The 16,133-nt window shown below is 69.4% G+C and carries 19 protein-coding genes; 6 read left to right on the forward strand and 13 right to left on the reverse strand.

From position 1 onward, the window contains the following. Positions 1-4 precede the first annotated feature (4 nt). On the reverse strand, positions 5-1,018 hold the full coding sequence (locus LADH09A_RS04425; protein WP_238643439.1) for a LacI family DNA-binding transcriptional regulator: 1,014 nt from the start codon (positions 1,016-1,018) through the stop codon (positions 5-7). 199 nt (positions 1,019-1,217) lie between these two features. On the opposite strand from LADH09A_RS04425, the gene LADH09A_RS04430 reads away from it, so the two are divergent. Continuing rightward, on the forward strand, positions 1,218-2,690 hold the full coding sequence (locus tag LADH09A_RS04430; protein WP_238643440.1) for an arabinofuranosidase catalytic domain-containing protein: 1,473 nt from the start codon (positions 1,218-1,220) through the stop codon (positions 2,688-2,690). Between the two features lie 108 nt (positions 2,691-2,798). Here LADH09A_RS04430 and LADH09A_RS04435 read toward each other — a convergent pair whose 3' ends face one another. Further along, complete coding sequence (locus tag LADH09A_RS04435) at positions 2,799-3,026, reverse strand: hypothetical protein (RefSeq protein WP_238643441.1); 228 nt, start codon at positions 3,024-3,026, stop codon at positions 2,799-2,801. A gap of 101 nt (positions 3,027-3,127) precedes the next feature. Here LADH09A_RS04435 and LADH09A_RS04440 point away from each other — a divergent pair, with 101 nt between their 5' ends. Next, positions 3,128-3,712 (forward strand): VanZ family protein, encoded by a 585-nt coding sequence (locus LADH09A_RS04440; RefSeq protein WP_238643442.1) that lies wholly within the window; start codon positions 3,128-3,130, stop codon positions 3,710-3,712. Between the two features lie 161 nt (positions 3,713-3,873). Beyond that, positions 3,874-4,476, forward strand: a complete 603-nt coding sequence (locus tag LADH09A_RS04445; RefSeq protein ID WP_238643443.1) for a class I SAM-dependent DNA methyltransferase — start codon at positions 3,874-3,876, stop codon at positions 4,474-4,476. Between the two features lie 132 nt (positions 4,477-4,608). Here the strand turns inward: LADH09A_RS04445 and LADH09A_RS04450 are convergent, their stop codons facing one another. Continuing rightward, positions 4,609-4,755, reverse strand: a complete 147-nt coding sequence (locus LADH09A_RS04450) for a hypothetical protein (protein ID WP_238643444.1) — start codon at positions 4,753-4,755, stop codon at positions 4,609-4,611. A gap of 84 nt (positions 4,756-4,839) precedes the next feature. Between LADH09A_RS04450 and LADH09A_RS04455 the strand changes: the two genes are divergently transcribed. Beyond that, entirely contained in the window at positions 4,840-5,688 is an 849-nt protein-coding gene (locus LADH09A_RS04455) for a phosphotransferase (protein WP_238643445.1), read from the forward strand. 71 nt (positions 5,689-5,759) lie between these two features. Here the strand turns inward: LADH09A_RS04455 and LADH09A_RS04460 are convergent, their stop codons facing one another. From LADH09A_RS04460 to LADH09A_RS04480, 5 genes are all read right to left on the reverse strand, one after another. After that, positions 5,760-6,371: an HIT family protein gene (locus LADH09A_RS04460; protein WP_238643446.1), complete on the reverse strand. Its 612-nt coding sequence runs from the start codon at positions 6,369-6,371 to the stop codon at positions 5,760-5,762. Between the two features lie 66 nt (positions 6,372-6,437). Further along, on the reverse strand, positions 6,438-6,908 hold the full coding sequence (locus LADH09A_RS04465; RefSeq protein WP_238643447.1) for an SRPBCC family protein: 471 nt from the start codon (positions 6,906-6,908) through the stop codon (positions 6,438-6,440). A gap of 151 nt (positions 6,909-7,059) precedes the next feature. After that, entirely contained in the window at positions 7,060-7,536 is a 477-nt protein-coding gene (locus LADH09A_RS04470; protein ID WP_238643448.1) for an SRPBCC family protein, read from the reverse strand. Then, positions 7,533-7,853 carry an ArsR/SmtB family transcription factor gene (locus LADH09A_RS04475; RefSeq protein ID WP_238643449.1) on the reverse strand — a complete coding sequence of 107 codons (321 nt, stop codon included), beginning with the start codon at positions 7,851-7,853 and terminating at the stop codon, positions 7,533-7,535. The genes LADH09A_RS04470 and LADH09A_RS04475 overlap by 4 nt, the downstream gene beginning before the upstream one ends. Positions 7,854-7,954: 101 nt before the next feature. After that, the gene (locus tag LADH09A_RS04480; protein WP_238643450.1) at positions 7,955-8,176 is read right to left on the reverse strand and encodes a hypothetical protein; all 222 of its coding nucleotides are present in this window, start codon (positions 8,174-8,176) and stop codon (positions 7,955-7,957) included. A gap of 153 nt (positions 8,177-8,329) precedes the next feature. Here LADH09A_RS04480 and LADH09A_RS04485 point away from each other — a divergent pair, with 153 nt between their 5' ends. Next, positions 8,330-9,457, forward strand: a complete 1,128-nt coding sequence (locus tag LADH09A_RS04485) for a hypothetical protein (RefSeq protein WP_238643451.1) — start codon at positions 8,330-8,332, stop codon at positions 9,455-9,457. Positions 9,458-9,475: 18 nt separating this feature from the next. Here LADH09A_RS04485 and LADH09A_RS04490 read toward each other — a convergent pair whose 3' ends face one another. From LADH09A_RS04490 to LADH09A_RS04505, 4 genes are all read right to left on the reverse strand, one after another. Then, complete coding sequence (locus LADH09A_RS04490; protein ID WP_238643452.1) at positions 9,476-10,486, reverse strand: mechanosensitive ion channel family protein; 1,011 nt, start codon at positions 10,484-10,486, stop codon at positions 9,476-9,478. Between the two features lie 293 nt (positions 10,487-10,779). Continuing rightward, on the reverse strand, positions 10,780-12,327 hold the full coding sequence (locus tag LADH09A_RS04495; protein ID WP_238643453.1) for a ricin-type beta-trefoil lectin domain protein: 1,548 nt from the start codon (positions 12,325-12,327) through the stop codon (positions 10,780-10,782). A gap of 361 nt (positions 12,328-12,688) precedes the next feature. Then, complete coding sequence (locus LADH09A_RS04500) at positions 12,689-13,072, reverse strand: VOC family protein (protein WP_238643454.1); 384 nt, start codon at positions 13,070-13,072, stop codon at positions 12,689-12,691. Positions 13,073-13,191: 119 nt separating this feature from the next. Continuing rightward, the gene (locus tag LADH09A_RS04505; RefSeq protein WP_238643455.1) at positions 13,192-13,944 is read right to left on the reverse strand and encodes an alpha/beta fold hydrolase; all 753 of its coding nucleotides are present in this window, start codon (positions 13,942-13,944) and stop codon (positions 13,192-13,194) included. 285 nt (positions 13,945-14,229) lie between these two features. Here LADH09A_RS04505 and LADH09A_RS04510 point away from each other — a divergent pair, with 285 nt between their 5' ends. Continuing rightward, positions 14,230-14,838, forward strand: a complete 609-nt coding sequence (locus tag LADH09A_RS04510; RefSeq protein ID WP_238643456.1) for a TetR/AcrR family transcriptional regulator — start codon at positions 14,230-14,232, stop codon at positions 14,836-14,838. A gap of 16 nt (positions 14,839-14,854) precedes the next feature. On the opposite strand, the gene LADH09A_RS04515 is transcribed toward LADH09A_RS04510, so the two are convergent. Beyond that, positions 14,855-16,090, reverse strand: a complete 1,236-nt coding sequence (locus LADH09A_RS04515) for a low temperature requirement protein A (RefSeq protein WP_238643457.1) — start codon at positions 16,088-16,090, stop codon at positions 14,855-14,857. Positions 16,091-16,133: the final 43 nt, after the last annotated feature.

Consider the following 16,133-nt stretch of genomic DNA (forward strand, 5'->3'; position numbering starts at 1 on the left):
CGACTCAGCGGGCCCGGACCGGGCCGGTGCTGGAGCGCAACGAGATGGGCGGGTTGTACAGCCGGTGCCGTGGCACGGCGCCGCGCTCGGCGATGGTCTCCAGCAGCAGCGACACCGCCTCGGCGCCCATCTCGACCATCGGCACGTCGGCGGCGGTCAACGGCGGGCGGAAATCCTCCGCCCAGTGCTGGGCGGCGACGCCCGTGACGGAGAAGTCGCCAGGCACGGACAACCCGGCCGCGGTCAACGCGCGCTGCATCCCGGGCAGCGCGGCCTCGTTGATGGTGGCCACCGCCGTGACGTCCGGGTGAGTCGCAAGCAGTTGCTCGACGCACGCCTCACCGGAGGCCGTGTCGTCGCCGCAGCAGACCTCCACGCCGGTCAGGCCCCGCTCCGCGGCAGCCGCCCGGAACCCGGCCAGCGCCCGGTGGCTGGGGCCGTAGCCCGCGGCCACCAGCTCGGCGGAGCGGTTCACGAGGGCCACCTGCCGGTGCCCCAGATCGGCCAGGTGGTGCACGCACCGGGCGATCAGCCCGGCGTAGTCGATGTCGATCCAGCTCATGCCGTGTGGTTCGGCCGTCCGGCCGATCGTGACGAACGGCAGGCCGGCCCTGGTCAGTCGAGTCACCCGCTCGTCCTCCAGCCGGATCTCCATCAGGATCACCCCGTCGACCCGACGCCCCGTGACGATCCGCTCGAACGACCGGTCATGGTCGCCACCGGACGGCGACAGCAGCACATCGAGGTCGTGGCGAGCGGCCGCCTCGACGACGCTGGCGACGAAACCCAACTGCATGTCGGTCAGGCGCTGGCTGGCCGGAGGGATCACCAGGCCGAGAGTGCGGGTGCGGCCTTCCTTCAACGCACGGGCACTGGCGTTCGGCCGGTAGTCCAGCTCGTCGATGACCGCCTGGATCCGTTGCCGGGTCGCCTCCGACACGCTGCGTTTTCCGCTGAGCACGTAGGAGACGGTGCTGCGGGACACCCCGGCCCGGCGAGCGATCTCCCCGATGTTCATCAATCGCCCTCGAATCGATTTTTGCCCCGACACGGGGACGCACCTTGCTCCGCTGATCAGCATATCCGTCCTCAGGCTCATCGATCGATGACCAACGCACGCCAACTAGCGCCAGTACATGGACGAGCATTAATGTCACAGGTATGACGTGTGACGTAAATTCCTCCGCCACACCCCATCGCACAGCGGAAAGGATCCGATGAACGTAAAGAGAGGTCTGGGTCGTCTCCTCGCCACCGCCGGGACCCTGTTGGTCCTCGTCGCCGGCGCTGGCACCTACGTCGTCTCGGACGCGCCGAGCGCTCGGGCCGCCGTCTCCGGCCCGTGCGACATCTACGCCACCGGCGGCACGCCGTGCGTGGCCGCGCACAGCACCACCCGCGCGCTGTACGGCGCGTACAACGGCCCGCTCTACCAGGTCCGACGATCGTCGGACAACACCACCCGCGACATCGGTGTGCTCAGCGAGGGCGGCTACGCCAACGCCGCCACCCAGGACACGTTCTGCGCCAACACCAACTGCGTCATCACGATCATCTACGACCAGTCCGGCCGCAACAACCGCCTCACCCAGGCGCCCCCCGGCTACTTCGTCGGCCCCGCTCCCGGCGGGTTCGACAACCTCGCCGACGCGAAGGCGGCGCCGGTCACCGTCGGCGGGCAGAAGGCGTACGGCGTCTACATCGCGCCCGGCACCGGCTATCGCAACAACAACACCAACGGCGTCGCGACCGGCGACCAGCCCGAGGGGATCTACGCGGTCGTCGACGGCACGCACTACAACCAGTGGTGCTGCTTCGACTACGGCAACGCGCAGACCAACAACCTCGCCGACGAACGCGCGATCATGGAGACCGTCTACTTCGGCGCCAACAAGCAGTGGGGCTACGGCGCGGGCAGCGGCCCCTGGATCATGGCCGACCTGGAGTGGGGGCTGTTCTCCGGGGTGAACGCGGGCTACAACAACATCGCGTCCATCAACCACCGTTTCGTCACGGCCATGGTCAAGGGCGAGCCGAACCACTGGGCGATCCGGGGCGGCAACGCCCAGTCCGGCAGCCTCACCACCTACTTCGACGGGCCGCGCCCCAACGGCTACCACCCGATGAAGAAGGAGGGTGCCATCCTGCTCGGCATCGGCGGCGACAACAGCATCACCGGTCGCGGCACCTTCTTCGAGGGAGTGCTGACCTCGGGCTACCCGTCGGCGGCCACCGAGAACGCCGTTCAGGCCAACATCAACGCCGCCGCCTACGCGCCGGCCGGCGGCGGCAACCCGCAACAGAACGTCCAGGTCGTCGGCGGCCAGTCCGGCCGCTGCATCGACGTACCGAACGGCAGCACCACCAACGGCACCCAGACCCAACTGTGGGACTGCACCGGCGGCGCGCCGCAACGCTGGACCTACACCGCCGCCAGGCAACTCCAGGTGTACGGCAACAAGTGCCTCGACGCCTCCGGCCGGGGCACCACCAACGGCACCCAGGCGATCATCTGGGACTGCAACGGTCAGAACAACCAGCAGTGGAACGTCAACACCAACGGCACCATCACCAGCGCGCTGTCCGGGCTCTGCCTCGACGCCAACGCCGCCGCCACCTCCAACGGCACCAAGCTCATCCTCTGGGCCTGCAACGGTGGCACCAACCAGCAGTGGTCCACCCGTAGCTGAACCAGGTCGGTCGTGTGGGCTCAGCGAGGTCTGCGAGCCCACACGACCGCCGTGAGCCGACGCGGACGAACCCTCCGCGAACCCGCGTCGGAAGCATTCGTGCCGGCCTCAGCGCGCGCCGCCTGGCGTGGATGCCGTTCCGCGCGCCGGGCTGGCCCCACCGGAGCGCTTGAGCATGAACACCCCGCCGGCAAGGAAGACGACGCCGAGGATGATCCCGACGAGATTGCCCTGGGCCAGACTGGAGAAGATCCCCAGGATGCCGAGGATGACGGCCACCCCGCCGAAGAATCGCAGGAAGTAGCCGCCGACAGACGTGACCCGTTCATTCGCCATGGTCTTTCTGTGCCCGGCGCGTCGGTCCGACAAACGGTCTCTGCCGCTCCCCGGTGGTGACCTCGGCGGGTAGGTTCCGTGTGAGTGGAGGCGGGGGTCGCATGATCACGGGGTGGCACGGCTGGCTCGGCACGTTCAACGGCGTCGTCCTCCTCACGATCGCCGCGTTGCCGTTTGCCGTGCTGGCGGTGTGGGCCCTGGCACGTCACCGGAGTGACATCGACGCGCCGCTGGCGTGGCGGACATCGCTGGCCGAGGTCGGCATCGTCTACGGCACGGTCCCGTGGGTATGGATGATCATGCTGCCGGGCGACCAGGCCGGGGCCGTCCCCGGTCGATTGAGCCTGGTGCCGCTGCGGGATCTGTTGACGATCGTCGCCGACGGGGGCCCGCTGACGGCGACTGTCCAGGTCGTCGGCAACCTGCTGGTGTTCGCGGCGCTGGGGTTCTTCGCCCCGCTGCGATTCGCAGCGCTGGCGTCCGTACCGCGGATCCTGGTGCTCGCGGCGGGCTGCTCGGTCCTGGTCGAGACCGCCCAGTACGTCCTGCGGCTGGACCGGGTGTCCTCGGTGGACGACGTCCTGCTCAACGCCGCCGGCGCCGGGCTGGCCGCACTGGCGTCACGGCGCTGGTGGCGCGCCACGGCCGGAGAAGATCGGCGACCGCAACCGGCACCGGCACACTGAGCGCCTGGCGGCCGGCACCAGCACGGGCCCGCGCGGCGACCTCAGTCGGGCTTCGGCTTGGACCGGAGGCGACGCATCTGGGCCTCCGAGCGCCGGCCCTCGACGAGGGTGTAGACCTTCACGGCCTACGCACCCACTCCGGTGACTCGTATAGTCCCGGGGTGGACAGGGACAAGGTCCGGCACGCGTACGCGTCCGTCGCGGAGCTGTACATCGGGCTGTTCGGCAGCCGCGAGCAGGTGAACCCAGCCGACCTCGCCTTCATCGGGCGACATCTGGCGACCCGGGCGGGCAGGGTGCTCGATCTGGGGTGTGGCCCCGGCCATCTCACCGGTTACCTGCGTTCGCTGGGCGTCGACGCGGCGGGGATCGACCTGGTGCCCGAGTTCCTCGCCCACGCACGGGCGGCCCACCCGGACGTCGAGTTCCAGCTCGGGTCGCTGGAGAAGCTCGACGTCGCCAGCGGCTCCCTCGACGGCATCCTCGCCTGGTACTCGCTGATCCATCTGCCGCCGCAGGAGCTGGACGGCGTCCTCAACGGGTTCCGGCGGGCGATCGCCCCGGGCGGAACTCTGGTACTGGGCGTCTTCGTCGCCGACGAGGTCGGCGCCTTCGACCACAAGGTCGTGACCGCCTACCGCTGGCCCCTGGACGAGATCTCCGAGCGGCTCAGCCGGGCCGGCTTCCAGGAGGTCGAGCGCCTGGAGCGGCCCGGGGAAGGCGACCAGCGACCCCATGCCGCCGTCGCGGCGACCGCCGTGTGAGGGCGAGCCCGCGTACCGGAGGAGAGGGCTTGGTCTCCACCGCGCGGCACCGCGCCGCGACATGGCACGCGGCGGGCGGGCGGCAGTGTGTGACTGCCGGCCACCGACCGCGACGACGACCCACCCCTCACGTCAGTTGGTGATCACCGGCCAGGCGTAGGCGAGCAGGGCGCAGGCCGCACCCAGGAGCGCGAGCGAGACGCCCCGCGTGGGCAGGGGCAGGGCGGCGAGCACGATGAGGATGACGGCGACGACGTAGAGAAATGCCTGGATCGACATGGGACTCTCCTCGATCAGGGGGGATTGATGGCGGCTGACTGTATCCCCCGGAGAGCCACCGCGCTCGGTCGTATGATTCCGGCCGTGACCTCTGCTCTCGGCAGCCTCTCCTCGCAGCAGCGGGCACTGGTCGACCAGTGGCTGCCGGACGCGTCCGTCGAGCGGGACCACAGTTGGGGCCTGACGACGACCACCGTCGTCGAGATGACCCACGCCGGATCACGATTCATCGTCAAGGCCGGCGGCGCCGACGACCACCACATCCAGCGCGAACTCCATGCCCACCTCACCTGGTTGCACCCCTGGACCAGCAGGGGGCGCGCTCCGGCTCTGGTGCACGGCAGCGCGGACGCGAAGGTCCTCGTCACCCGGTACCTGCCCGGTGACCTGGTGCTCGGCAGCACGTACGCCGACGACCCCGCCGCCTTTCGGCAGGCGGGCGAGTTACTGGCGTTGTTGCACGCGCAGAATGCCGTCGTGGACGACGACTACGAAAGGCGCGAGAACGAGAAGTCACTGGCGTGGCTGCGCCAGCCGCACCGGATCGCCACGGCCACCGTGGAACGCCTACGCGCCGAGATCGCGAGCTGGTCGACGCCGCCCGCGACCCTGGTGGTCACCCACGGGGACTGGCAGCCCCGCAACTGGCTCGTCCACCAGGGCGTCGTCGGCATCATCGACTTCGGCCGTACGGCCATGCGTCCCGCGTCCACGGATCTCGCCCGGCTGGCCGTCCAGGACTTCAACCGCAACCCGGACCTCGAAACGGCCTTCCTCGACGGGTACGGGACCGATCCCCGCGATGCGGGCGCGTGGCACCGGGACCGGGTCCGCGCGGCGATCGGCACAGCCGTCTGGGCCCACCGGGTGGGCGACGAACCATTCGAGGCCCAGGGCCATCGGATGATCGCGCAAGCGCTCTCGTCCTCCTGAGCAGGACGACGGCAACCCCTGGCCGGGCGGCCATCGCCGGCCCTCTCGACGGGTGCCGTCCCCGCCGGCCGTCAAGCCCTGGGCGGCCGGTGGCCTCCGTGGGACGCGAGCAGCGCCTCCGCGACGATCTCGGCGTCGGCCTCCGCGACGTCGGCCGGATACTCCGGCAGCAGGTCGTCCCAGATGACCAGCCACGACCCGTACAACTGGGACTGCCCTTCGGGCCGGGCGAAGAACCAGACGTGCAGGTGGGCGCCGCCATCTCCGACGCGGTACAGGTGGGCTCGCGAGATGTGCGGCAGCGCCTGGATGTGACGAACGATGCGGGTGCTCAACAGCCCCAGCTCGGCGGCCAGCTCGTCCGGCAGGTCGGCCATGTCGTAGTGGTCGCGGGGATGCAACATGAGCACCAGCGGGACGCCCACGCCCGGGATCCGGACCAGCCGCCAGTGGTCGTTCAACCAGAGGCCCTCGTTCCGGTCGCGGCACGCGTCGCAGTCCGCCGGATCCTCGCCGTGCCGCGGGGGCTCCGGGAGGACCGGCGGGCGCAGCGGCGCCACGCGCAACCCGTCCGGGTCGAAGGGACTGATCTCCCAACCTGTCATCCGCGCCAACGGAAGGCGGCGCTCGCTGTCGGCAGCGGCGATTGCGTGGTCGTAGAACTCGTCCGGTCGCAGAGCCATGCGGCGAAGACTAGTCCGTGAGGATTCCGGATGATCGACAGCCTCTCGGGGCCGGCCCGACACGCGTTACGCCCTACGGTCGTGGGCTTCCGCCACGGACCTGATGTGCGCTGCCCGCTGCCTCAGGAGACGTCGCAGATATGGCGCGACCAGCATCCGGGTGACCACCGCTCCCAGCGGCCCAAAGGGTGCGCGCATGGTCACGCGGTCCGTCATCCGTGTTCCGCCGCCGTCGAGGCCTTGGAAGTGGTGCTCGTGACGGAACTCGCTGAAGGGACCCCGTGTCTGCTCGTCGACGAAGCGGTGGGGTCGTTCATGGACGGTGATCCGGCTGGTCATGCACCAGCGCACACCCAGATGGCGAGCGCGGAAGGTGACCTCGTCTCCGAGCGTGAGTCGACGTCGCCCGGTGCTGGTGGTGGCCGTTTCCTGGCTGCCGCGCAGGGATGCGGCGTGCACGTCCACATCGAGTTCCAGGTCGAACACCACGTCCGGGGCGGCGTCGATGAGGGACACGATCTCGATCAGCGCCGGCACGTCGGCAGCTTAGAGCAAGTGTCTTGCCCAGGCTGCTGCTCGTGACGACCCGTCGATCCTTGGGGCGGTCGGAGGCCGACCGGACCGCGTCCAACCGGCCTCCGACCGTGCTCCTCTGCCGCACTACTCCGGCGGCACGGTCGTGCGTCAGCTATCCCGGAAAGAACGAGTGATACCGGCCGAGGTAGAGAGGCCATCCGGCCTCGTCGTCGACCCCGTCCCGAATCGATTCCCAGCCAGGCCCGTGCCGGTCGAGGTGCCGGTGCTCCAGCTCGACCCTGGTCGTACTCGGAGTCTCGACCACGAAGATGACCTCGACCTCGCTGGTCAGGTCCAGGTCGGTTTCGAGCTGCCAGGCCGGTCCGATATCCCAACTGAAGACGACCCGGGTCGGCGGCTCGAAGGCGAGAATGCGCGCCCACCGACACTCGCTGCCGTCGACGCCCCGGTCGTAGATGTGCCCGCCGACCCTGGGCTCGAACACGGTCTCGGCGATCGGAACGTGGAGCAGCGTGTGCTCGCGGGGCTTGAAGTCTCCGAACCGCTCGGTGAACACGGTGAAGGCCTGCTCGATCGGTGCCTTGACGACGATCTGTCGGCGGACCACCGCCGTAGCTGCTTGCGTCATGAACTCTCCTCGGTCTCTTCGACGACGTCCTGATAGCCGTCCAGCGCCCGGCGCCAGAACGTGTCGAGCTGGTCCCGCAGGGCGGCCAACCCAACCGGGCTCAGCCGGTAGACGCGACGGGTCCCCAGCGCCTGGTCGACGACCAGGCCGGCGCCCTTGAGCACCTTGAGGTGCTGAGACACGGCGGGCCGGCTGATCGGCAGCTCGTCTGCCAGCTCCCCCACGGCGCGGGGCCGCTCGGCAAGGCGTTGAACGATGGCGAGCCGGCTGGGGTCGCCCAGCGCTTCCCAACCCGGATGCATTCGGTAAGTCGCCACGAACGTAAGCTACGACTTACGGCTGCTCGTGGTCAAGGTGAATCGCCGACCGATGACGGCGCTCCGCCTGAAGCGTCAGAGGCCCCACCGAAAGTTGGGTTTCACCGAGTTCGACGGTCGCAGGCTGCTGGCCGGGAGGTCGCCTGCCGCAGGCTCTTCGCGACCATGCCGGTGCCGACGGCCATGGGTGCCAGACCCACCAGGTAGAGCGTCGGCATCCCCCGCCAGAGGGCACAGAGCATGAGCGGAGCGCCGACGATCCACATCACTGCGCCGAGCAAGAATTGCCGTTCACCGGCCCGGATCAGTGATATCAGCTTCACTCGGTCATGAGAGCACGCCGCCTCCCGCCTCCGCCTCAGCGGCACGGCCGACTCTGACCCGTCCGTCAGCCCAAGCCCTCCGACAGGACCGGCACGCCCGATGGCAGCAGAACGAGGAACGTTGACGAGCCCGGCTAGCGGTCAGGAGCACCGATGACCCACAGTGAGAAGCACCGCCCGCAGATCGTCGTCGGGCTGGTGGCGACCCCGCCTGATCACCCGGCCCGGGTGGCCGCGCGGCTCACCGCCGAGCTGACCGGAGGGCTCGTCGAGCGGGTGGACGCCGACGTGCGGTGGACGGTCCGGGAAGGCTGGGGCGAGGTGGCGCCGCGCCGCGACGGCGGTGTCGAGGCGCTGCTCGACGATCTTGCTCGGCGGCGTGCCGAAGACCAGTGGGACGTCGCAATCTGCCTGACCGACCTGCCACTGCATGTCGAGCGGCTGCCACTGGTCGCGCAGACCTCCGCTCGGCGGCGAGTCGCGGTGCTGTCCCTGCCCGCGCTGGGACTGCACCAGCTGCGAGCGGCCCGCGCGGCCGTTCCGGATCTGGTGAGCCGCCTGCTGACCGATGCCTCGGACCAGCGGGTGCCGCGGGCCCACTGGGCACCGGCCGATCTGGCAAGCCGCGTTCCCGCCGTCCATCGGGTGGTCGGCGAGGCTGACGCCGGGGAACTGAGCTACGTCGCCTCCCGGTTCACCGGCCGGGTGCGGCTGTTGACCGGCATGGTCCGGGCCAACCGCCCGGGGCGAGCCCTGCTGGGCCTGTCCAAGCTGCTGGTCGGGGCGTTCGGCACGGCCGCGTTCGCGCTCACCACGGACACGGTCTGGCAGATGGGCGCCGCCCTCGGCGGCCTCCGGCTCGCGGTGATCATGCTCCTCGGGCTGACGGCGTTGGTGGCCTGGCTGGTCATCGCGCACGACCTGTGGGAGAAACCATCCCGCGAGTCACCGCCTGAGCTGGCACGGCTGTTCAACCTGGGTACGATCCTCACCCTCACACTGGCCACGGCGCTGTCCTACGTGGTGCTGTTCGCGGGAACGGTGCTCGTCGGGGCACTGCTGATCGACACCTCCGTGCTGGAACAGACGTTGCAGCGGCCGGTCGACGTCACCGACTATCTGACGCTCGCCTGGATCACCAGCTCGTTGGCCACCGTCGGCGGCGCGATCGGCTCCGGCCTGGAAAACGAGGAGACGGTCCGGGCTGCCGCCTACGGCTATCACCCCAAACCCGATGGCTGGCGGGACGAGAAAGACGGGCAATCCCACAACAGGAGGTAGGCGGGCACACCCCGCCGGTCAGGGCTGGTACTGACTGCGCGTGCGGGGCAGCCACTGGGGGTGGTGGTCGCGCAGGTACGCGACGAGTCCCTCGCGCAGGTCGCAGCGTAGGTCCCACGCGCTGGCGCCGTCGGCGGCCGAGGCCTGCACCTGGATGACCGTCGTCTGAGGGGTGGAGTCGACCATCTGGAGCACCCACTGGCCGCGATCCCACAGCGGCGAGGCTTCGACCAGCCGACGCGCCTCCCGGCGCAGGTCGTCGAGGTCGGCGGTGTGGTCGACATGGATCTGGATCTTGCCAACGACCCTGGACTCGTTCCGGGTCCAGTTCTGAAACGGCCGCTCGGTGAAGTACGTGGTCGGCAGGATGAGCATCCGCTCGTCCCAGAGCCGGATCACCACGTTGGTCAGCTTCACCTCCTCAACCCGGCCCCACTCGCCGTCCACCACCAGCACGTCGCCGACATGCAGACCGTCGGCGAAGGCGACCTGGACGCCGGCGAACGCGTTGCCGAGCGCGGTACGGGCGGACAGACCGATCAACGCGCCGACCACTCCCGCCGACGTCAGCACGGAGACGCCGAAGAGGCGTACCGGCCGAAAGGTGATCAGGATCAGGCCGATCGCGACGATCGTGACGACGGCGACGGTGAGCCGCCGCACGGGGCGAATCTGCGTCCGGGCCCGGCGGACCCGGCGGCTGGCGACCTCGTCACCCGGCAGTCGACTGAACGCGACCGCCTCGGCGACGTGCAACGCCTTGTTCACCAACCAGGCCCCGGACACGATCAAGGCCACCCGGACGACATGCCGCAGATCACGCTGCCACCCGAGCGGCCCCAACGGCAGCGCGTAGTACAGCGCCCACACCAACAGGACCGCTGCCGCCGGGCGCCGACAGGCTTGCCGCATCGGCTCCAGCAACCACTGGTAACGGCCACGGGCTGCACGGCGGACCAGCACGCCGGAGATCAGGTCCACGACCACCGCCGCCGCGAGCGCGGCCCCTACGATCAACGCGGTACGCATCAGAGCCCGTTCACCGCAATCCTGATGCCAGCTTCCCCCGGCCCCCTGCCCTGTCCACGTGCCCAGGGTGCCATCCGGTGCGATCGTGGGCAGCCAACATCGGCAACCACCGCTGAGTAGCAGGCACGACCACCGGGGTCAGTGGCCCGTGGTGTCGCAGGTTGGGCTGGCGACGGGGCCAACCACTTGACGGTTGGCCCCGCGTACATCCAGCGCGTCGTCAATCCCAGCGGATTGACCGCCATCGAGCCGCAGCGATCGACCGGATCGTCCGGCAAGCCGAATCTGGGGGGTCAGCCTTGGCGCCACTTCTGGTTGGCGGTGCCGGCGCAGTCCCAGATGATCAACCGTGCGCCGTCGTTGCCGTTCCAGCCGTCGATGTCGACGCACTTGTTGGCCTGCGGGTTCACCAGGTCACCGGCCGCCGACAGAACGAACTGCTGGGCGCCGGTGCCGTTGCAGGACCAGAGCTGGACGACAGCGCCGTTGGCGGTGGACCCGCCGGCGACGTCCATGCACGTGTTGTTCGCCGACCGCAGCGCCCCGCCGCTGAAGGTCCACGCCTGGGCTGCGGTGCCGTTGCATCCCCAGGTCTGCAGCGGTACGCCCTCGGAGAAGTTGGACGACGGGACGTCGACGCACTTGTTGTTCCAGTTACTGATCAGGCGGGTGCTCCCGCCACCGCCGGTGGTGACCAGACTGAGCCCGTAGGTGCTGAGGATCTCGTTGACCGGCTGGAACCAGATCGTGGCGCCGGAGCTGCAGTTGCCGGACCCGCCCGAGGTCACACCCTGCGCCCGGTTTCCCGAGATCCATGAGCCGCCGGAGTCCCCGGGCTCGGCGCAGGCGTTGCTGCGGGTCAGGCCGGACACGGCGCCCTGGGCGTAGTTGATCGTCTCGTTGCGGCCCAGAATCGTGCCGCAGCGCCAGCCGGTCGTGCGGCCTGACCGGCACACCGAGCTGCCGATCGCGGCGTCCTGCGAACCCGCGACGGTCACGTTGCCGCCGGAGTGGTTGTTGACCCACGGCTGGGGTGCCCAGGAACTGTTGGTGCGGATCCACGAGTAGTCGTTGCCGGGGAAGGACGAGCCGGCGAAGTTGCCCTGTGCGGCGTTGTTGTAGCCGAGGGTGGGGCTGCCGACGCCGCCACAGTGCCCGGCGCTGACGAAACCGCCAACGACCGCGAAGCCGACCGAGCAGAGCGTGTTGCCGTTGATCACGTACTGGTCGCCGCCCCGGATGTCGTACAGCGGCCGGGGTGCTTCGGGGGCCTCGACGACGGCGACGGCTTCGGCGGCGACGCCGCTGGCCCGGGCGAACGACCTGGCAGCCGGCTCACCACCGGGCTGCACTCGTACGACGACGCGGTTGGTGAGAACGTCGACGTACCAGCCGTGGACGCCTCCGCCGGCCTTGGCCCCGTGCCGGTCGAGCGCCGCCAGCGTGGTGTTGAGCTGCTTCTCACTGCGGGAGACCACTGTCGCGTCCGCGCCCTGCGCGCGTACCTCGGTGATGGCGGCGGTGTCGGTGACGGCGACGGTCAGGCGGTCGCCGCCCTCCGGAATCCAGGCGCCGGCGAACGACGGGCCGAGCCGCTCGCGCAGCCGCCGCTCGACGGCCGGCGCGGTGGCCTCGACCCGCACCCGAGTGGCGATCTGGACGTCGGTGAGGCGCAGATCCCGCCGCAGGGCGGCGACCATCGCGGGATCCATGTCCAGGGCGGGCGAAGCGGTCGGCGCGGCCGGAGCCGGACCTGCGTCGGCGAAGCCGACGGTCGGCGGGAGACCGAGCGTGGCGAGCACCACGGCGGCGATGCCGAGTGTTCTCGGAGGACGGTTCATCGCGAATTCCTTCCAGCTCCCGGTCGCATGTCGAGCGCGGACCGGCGATGGCGGAGGAGGTACCGGAACGGGCGCGGAGAGCGCTCTCTCGCATAAAGAGTCTGACCCTGGCATCCACGTCTGTCAATTAGTTGGTGGGGTGATGCGGCAAGGGGCCCGGCTCCGGCTCGTCCAGCCCCGCCGACCGTCACACGTGCGCCACCTCCCGACAGAGCGACGGCGACGGGGCAGGCAGAAAAAGCCAGCCCATCGAATGGGCTGGCTTCGACCTCGCAGTCGATCTCGGCCGTCGAGTACGGCCAGAAGGTGTGGTTGATGCGGTGGGGCGAGATTCAGTGGCGGAATGCGCCCCGAAGACGGATCAAGCGACGCAGAACTCGTTGCCCTCGGGGTCGAGCATGACGACGTGCCCGAGGACATCGCCGTACCACTCCTCGCGGACCACCGTCGCGCCCGCGGCAACCAGGTCGGGCACTTTCCGCCGAATCAACAGGGCACGCTCGGCCATGTCACCGGCGCCCGGACCCGCGACCCGGATATCGATGTGCATACGATTCTTTGCGGACTTAGCCTCGGGCACCCTGAGAAACGCAATGGCAGGGCCTCGGCCGTCCGGGTCGACGATGGACGCGCTGTCGGGCTCGTCGAAACCGGGTTCCTTGACATAGCCGAGGGCCAGCGCCCAGAAAGCGGCGATCCGCTGGGGATCGTCGGCGTCGCACCCCAGGGTCCAGAAAGTGGCCACCGCGCCAACGTACGTGAGTCATCGACACCCTGTCATCGGCGCGAGGTGCCGTTGCCGTTGGGCGCACCTCACGGTCGCTGGGTGCACCCTGTGGCGCCTAACGGGCACGGCCGAACGACCTAGCGGTTGGTGGTGGCGCGGGCGGCGCTGTCGATCAGATCGGAGACCGGGCCGGGCTGAGAGACCGCCACGGCGTGGGACGCGGCAATCTCGACCGTCGTCGACCCGGCGCGCTTGGCCAGGAAGCGCTGCAGGTCCGGCGGAATCCCCTTGTCCTGGGTGCTGATCAGGGTCCAGGACGGGATCGTCTTCCAGGCGGCCTTGGTCACGCTCTCCGTCTGGGCGGCCTCGGTGGGCGGCCGCTGCGTCACCGCCATCAGCTCGGCGGTGTCGCGGTCGACGTCGGCGGCGAACACCGCGGGGAACTGGTCCTGATGGATGTACTGCTCCATCCCCGTGCTGCCGTCGTCGGAGGTGAACGGCACCATCTTGACGGACGTGAGGAGCGCACTTCCCGGAAACTTGGTGACCAGGTCGGCCACGCTCTCGCCGACGTCCGGGCTCACGCTGGCGACATACACCAGAGCCTTGACGTTGGAGGCGCCATCCGCAGCCTCGGTCATCACACATCCGCCGTAGGAATGAGCGGCCATCACGACCGGGCCGGACACGCTGTCCACGACCGATCGAACGTATGCGGCGTCCTTCTGCACACCGCGCAGCGGGTTCGCGACGGCGATAACCGGATAACCCCGACCCTTGAGGTGAGCGATCACCCCATTCCAACTCGACCCGTCGGCGAATGCGCCGTGAACCAGCACGACAGTGGGCATCCCTGCGTCCTGGGCGGACATGTCAGAAGCGGCATTCATCGTGGCATTCCTTCCGAGAGGCCCCGCCGTTCGCTGGAAGTGCTGGCCCAGACCGGACGACGGGGACATGTCGACAGGGCGTTTCGTTGGCGGCCGCACAGGCTCCAGCAGGCAGCGTCCGGCCGCGCGTGAAGAGACACCGTCACCGGCCGTATGCCTCCGGCAGCCGTAGCCAAACCTCGCTGACGGTCGGGTAAGCCCAGCAGAGCGCTGCTTCCGGTCGCCACGGTGACCCTTTCGGCGGAGGCTCGAACAGAACGAACGTTCTGTCGCTAAGATGGTGGGATGCTGCGCACCGAACCCGGCACCCGGCCTTCAGAGGCGCGACTCCGGCTCCTCACCACGGCAACCAGGATCTTCTACGCCGAGGGCATCCACTCCGTCGGTGTTGACCGGATCATCGCTGAGGCGAAAGTGACCCGGGCCACCTTCTACCGGCATTTCCCCAGCAAGGACGACCTCATCCTGGCGTACCTGCGGGAGGTTCATCGCATGGAGCGCGACACGGTCGAGGCGGCCGTCGCCGCCGACTCCTCGCCGGCCGACCGCCTCCTGGCCGTCGCCGGCTCCATCGCCGGAAACATCCAGTCCCCCGGGTTCCGCGGGTGCGCCTTCCTGAATGCCGCGGCCGAGTATCCCGACACCGACCACCCCGTGCACCAGGAGATCGTCGCCCACCGGCAATGGTTCCTGGACACGCTCACCGGGCTGATGGCGCAGGTCCACGAGGAGACGGCGGATGACGCCGCACGTCACTTCGTCATGCTCCGCGACGGTGCCATGGCCGCCGGGTGCCTCTACGACCCCGCACTGGTGTCCGAGACCTTCCTCCGCGGGATCCAAGGGCTCCTGCGCATCAACTCCGAACGCCAGTCAGCCGAGTCCAGCCGCTAGCAGCGTCGCCCGGCGTTCACGCCTCGGAGTCGCGTTCGCTGGGTGTCTCCCGCCCGATCGGCGAAGCGGGCACCTCCACCTGCCGTCCTCTACTCCGCAGCCCGTCGAGCAGCGCGACCAGTGCCAGCACCGCGGCGACCACGCTCAACCCGACCATCGGGACCCATCGGGCCAACGCCGGCGTGAACAGCAGCAGGACCACCACGCCAAGGACCCGGGACGGGGAGACCCGGCCGAAGATCTCGTACTCCAGCCGCATCCGGGCGCAGAGGAAGAGCACCGGACCGCCCACGACGAACAGAAGCCAACTGGGCCGGGGCAGCCCGTACGGATGATCGATCACCAGCTCGTAACCGACCGCGGTGACGAGCACGCTGAGCACGATCAGCAGATGAGTCCGTTCCGACGCTGCCCCCAGCCGGCCGGGCATACCCGCTCGGTCCAACGCGTCGGCCAACAGCAGACCGGCCCGGTGGAAGTAGATCCGCCACAGCAACGCGCTGGTGACGAACGCGACCGCGAAAGCAGCTGCCCGCACCTCGGAATAGTCCGTGCCGCTGAAGACCACACCGATGACCAGGATGGACTCACCGAGCGCGATGAGGAACACCTGCTGGTAACGGTCGGCAAGGTGCGTCCCGGCGATCCGCCAACGGCTGACCTTGGAGGCCCCAAGCCACGGCAGCGGCCAGCCCAGCGTCCAGGCGAGGTAGTCGACAGCGAGGGCGGCAGCCCACAGCGGCAGGCGAAGTCGGTCCGGACCCAACGCCCCGAACAGCCACAGCGGCGCGCTCGCCGAAGCCCAGATGGCAAGCCGATACGGCACCAGCCGCCGCGGATGGCCGCGCAACGCGACGGCGACCACCAGCGGCCGCACCACCATCACCATCAGGTACGCGACCGCGAACGGCAGCGCCCGCTCCTCCATTGCCCCGGGCAGCGTCACCGCCATCACCAGACCGGCGAACATGGTGCCGACCACGACGGCCTGGATGAGCGACCGCTCTGGTTCGTAGCGACTGGTGATCCAGGCGGTGTGTGACCAGATCAGCCAGAGCGCCAAGAAGAGCAGCAGGGTACGGCCGAACCCTTCGACGAGCGCCCAGCCGGTCTCATCGCTCAGACCGGCGAATCGTTGCGAAACCCGGGTGAGGGCCACCACGAAGGCCAGATCGAAGAAGAGTTCCAGGAATGTCGCCCGACCCGAACTCGCGGGAGGGCGCAGCAGTGCGGCGCCGCGTTCCGCCGCCATCGTCCGCCCCCGTCCGCCCCTTGTCGCACCAACGATCGGCCGA

The sequence above is a fragment of the Micromonospora cabrerizensis genome, from assembly GCF_022230955.1.
GTDB lineage: Bacteria > Actinomycetota > Actinomycetes > Mycobacteriales > Micromonosporaceae > Micromonospora > Micromonospora cabrerizensis.

Bases quoted from the DNA above. Each gene is read 5' to 3' on its own strand.
- LADH09A_RS04425 (WP_238643439.1), bottom strand. From the start codon at position 1,018: ATGAACATCGGGGAGATCGCTCGCCGGGCCGGGGTGTCCCGCAGCACC.
- LADH09A_RS04430 (WP_238643440.1), top strand. From the start codon at position 1,218: ATGAACGTAAAGAGAGGTCTGGGTCGTCTCCTCGCCACCGCCGGGACC.
- LADH09A_RS04435 (WP_238643441.1), bottom strand. From the start codon at position 3,026: ATGGCGAATGAACGGGTCACGTCTGTCGGCGGCTACTTCCTGCGATTC.
- LADH09A_RS04440 (WP_238643442.1), top strand. From the start codon at position 3,128: ATGATCACGGGGTGGCACGGCTGGCTCGGCACGTTCAACGGCGTCGTC.
- LADH09A_RS04450 (WP_238643444.1), bottom strand. From the start codon at position 4,755: ATGTCGATCCAGGCATTTCTCTACGTCGTCGCCGTCATCCTCATCGTG.
- LADH09A_RS04460 (WP_238643446.1), bottom strand. From the start codon at position 6,371: ATGGCTCTGCGACCGGACGAGTTCTACGACCACGCAATCGCCGCTGCC.
- LADH09A_RS04470 (WP_238643448.1), bottom strand. From the start codon at position 7,536: ATGACGCAAGCAGCTACGGCGGTGGTCCGCCGACAGATCGTCGTCAAG.
- LADH09A_RS04485 (WP_238643451.1), top strand. From the start codon at position 8,330: ATGACCCACAGTGAGAAGCACCGCCCGCAGATCGTCGTCGGGCTGGTG.
- LADH09A_RS04490 (WP_238643452.1), bottom strand. From the start codon at position 10,486: ATGCGTACCGCGTTGATCGTAGGGGCCGCGCTCGCGGCGGCGGTGGTC.
- LADH09A_RS04495 (WP_238643453.1), bottom strand. From the start codon at position 12,327: ATGAACCGTCCTCCGAGAACACTCGGCATCGCCGCCGTGGTGCTCGCC.
- LADH09A_RS04505 (WP_238643455.1), bottom strand. From the start codon at position 13,944: ATGAATGCCGCTTCTGACATGTCCGCCCAGGACGCAGGGATGCCCACT.
- LADH09A_RS04510 (WP_238643456.1), top strand. From the start codon at position 14,230: ATGCTGCGCACCGAACCCGGCACCCGGCCTTCAGAGGCGCGACTCCGG.
- LADH09A_RS04515 (WP_238643457.1), bottom strand. From the start codon at position 16,090: ATGGCGGCGGAACGCGGCGCCGCACTGCTGCGCCCTCCCGCGAGTTCG.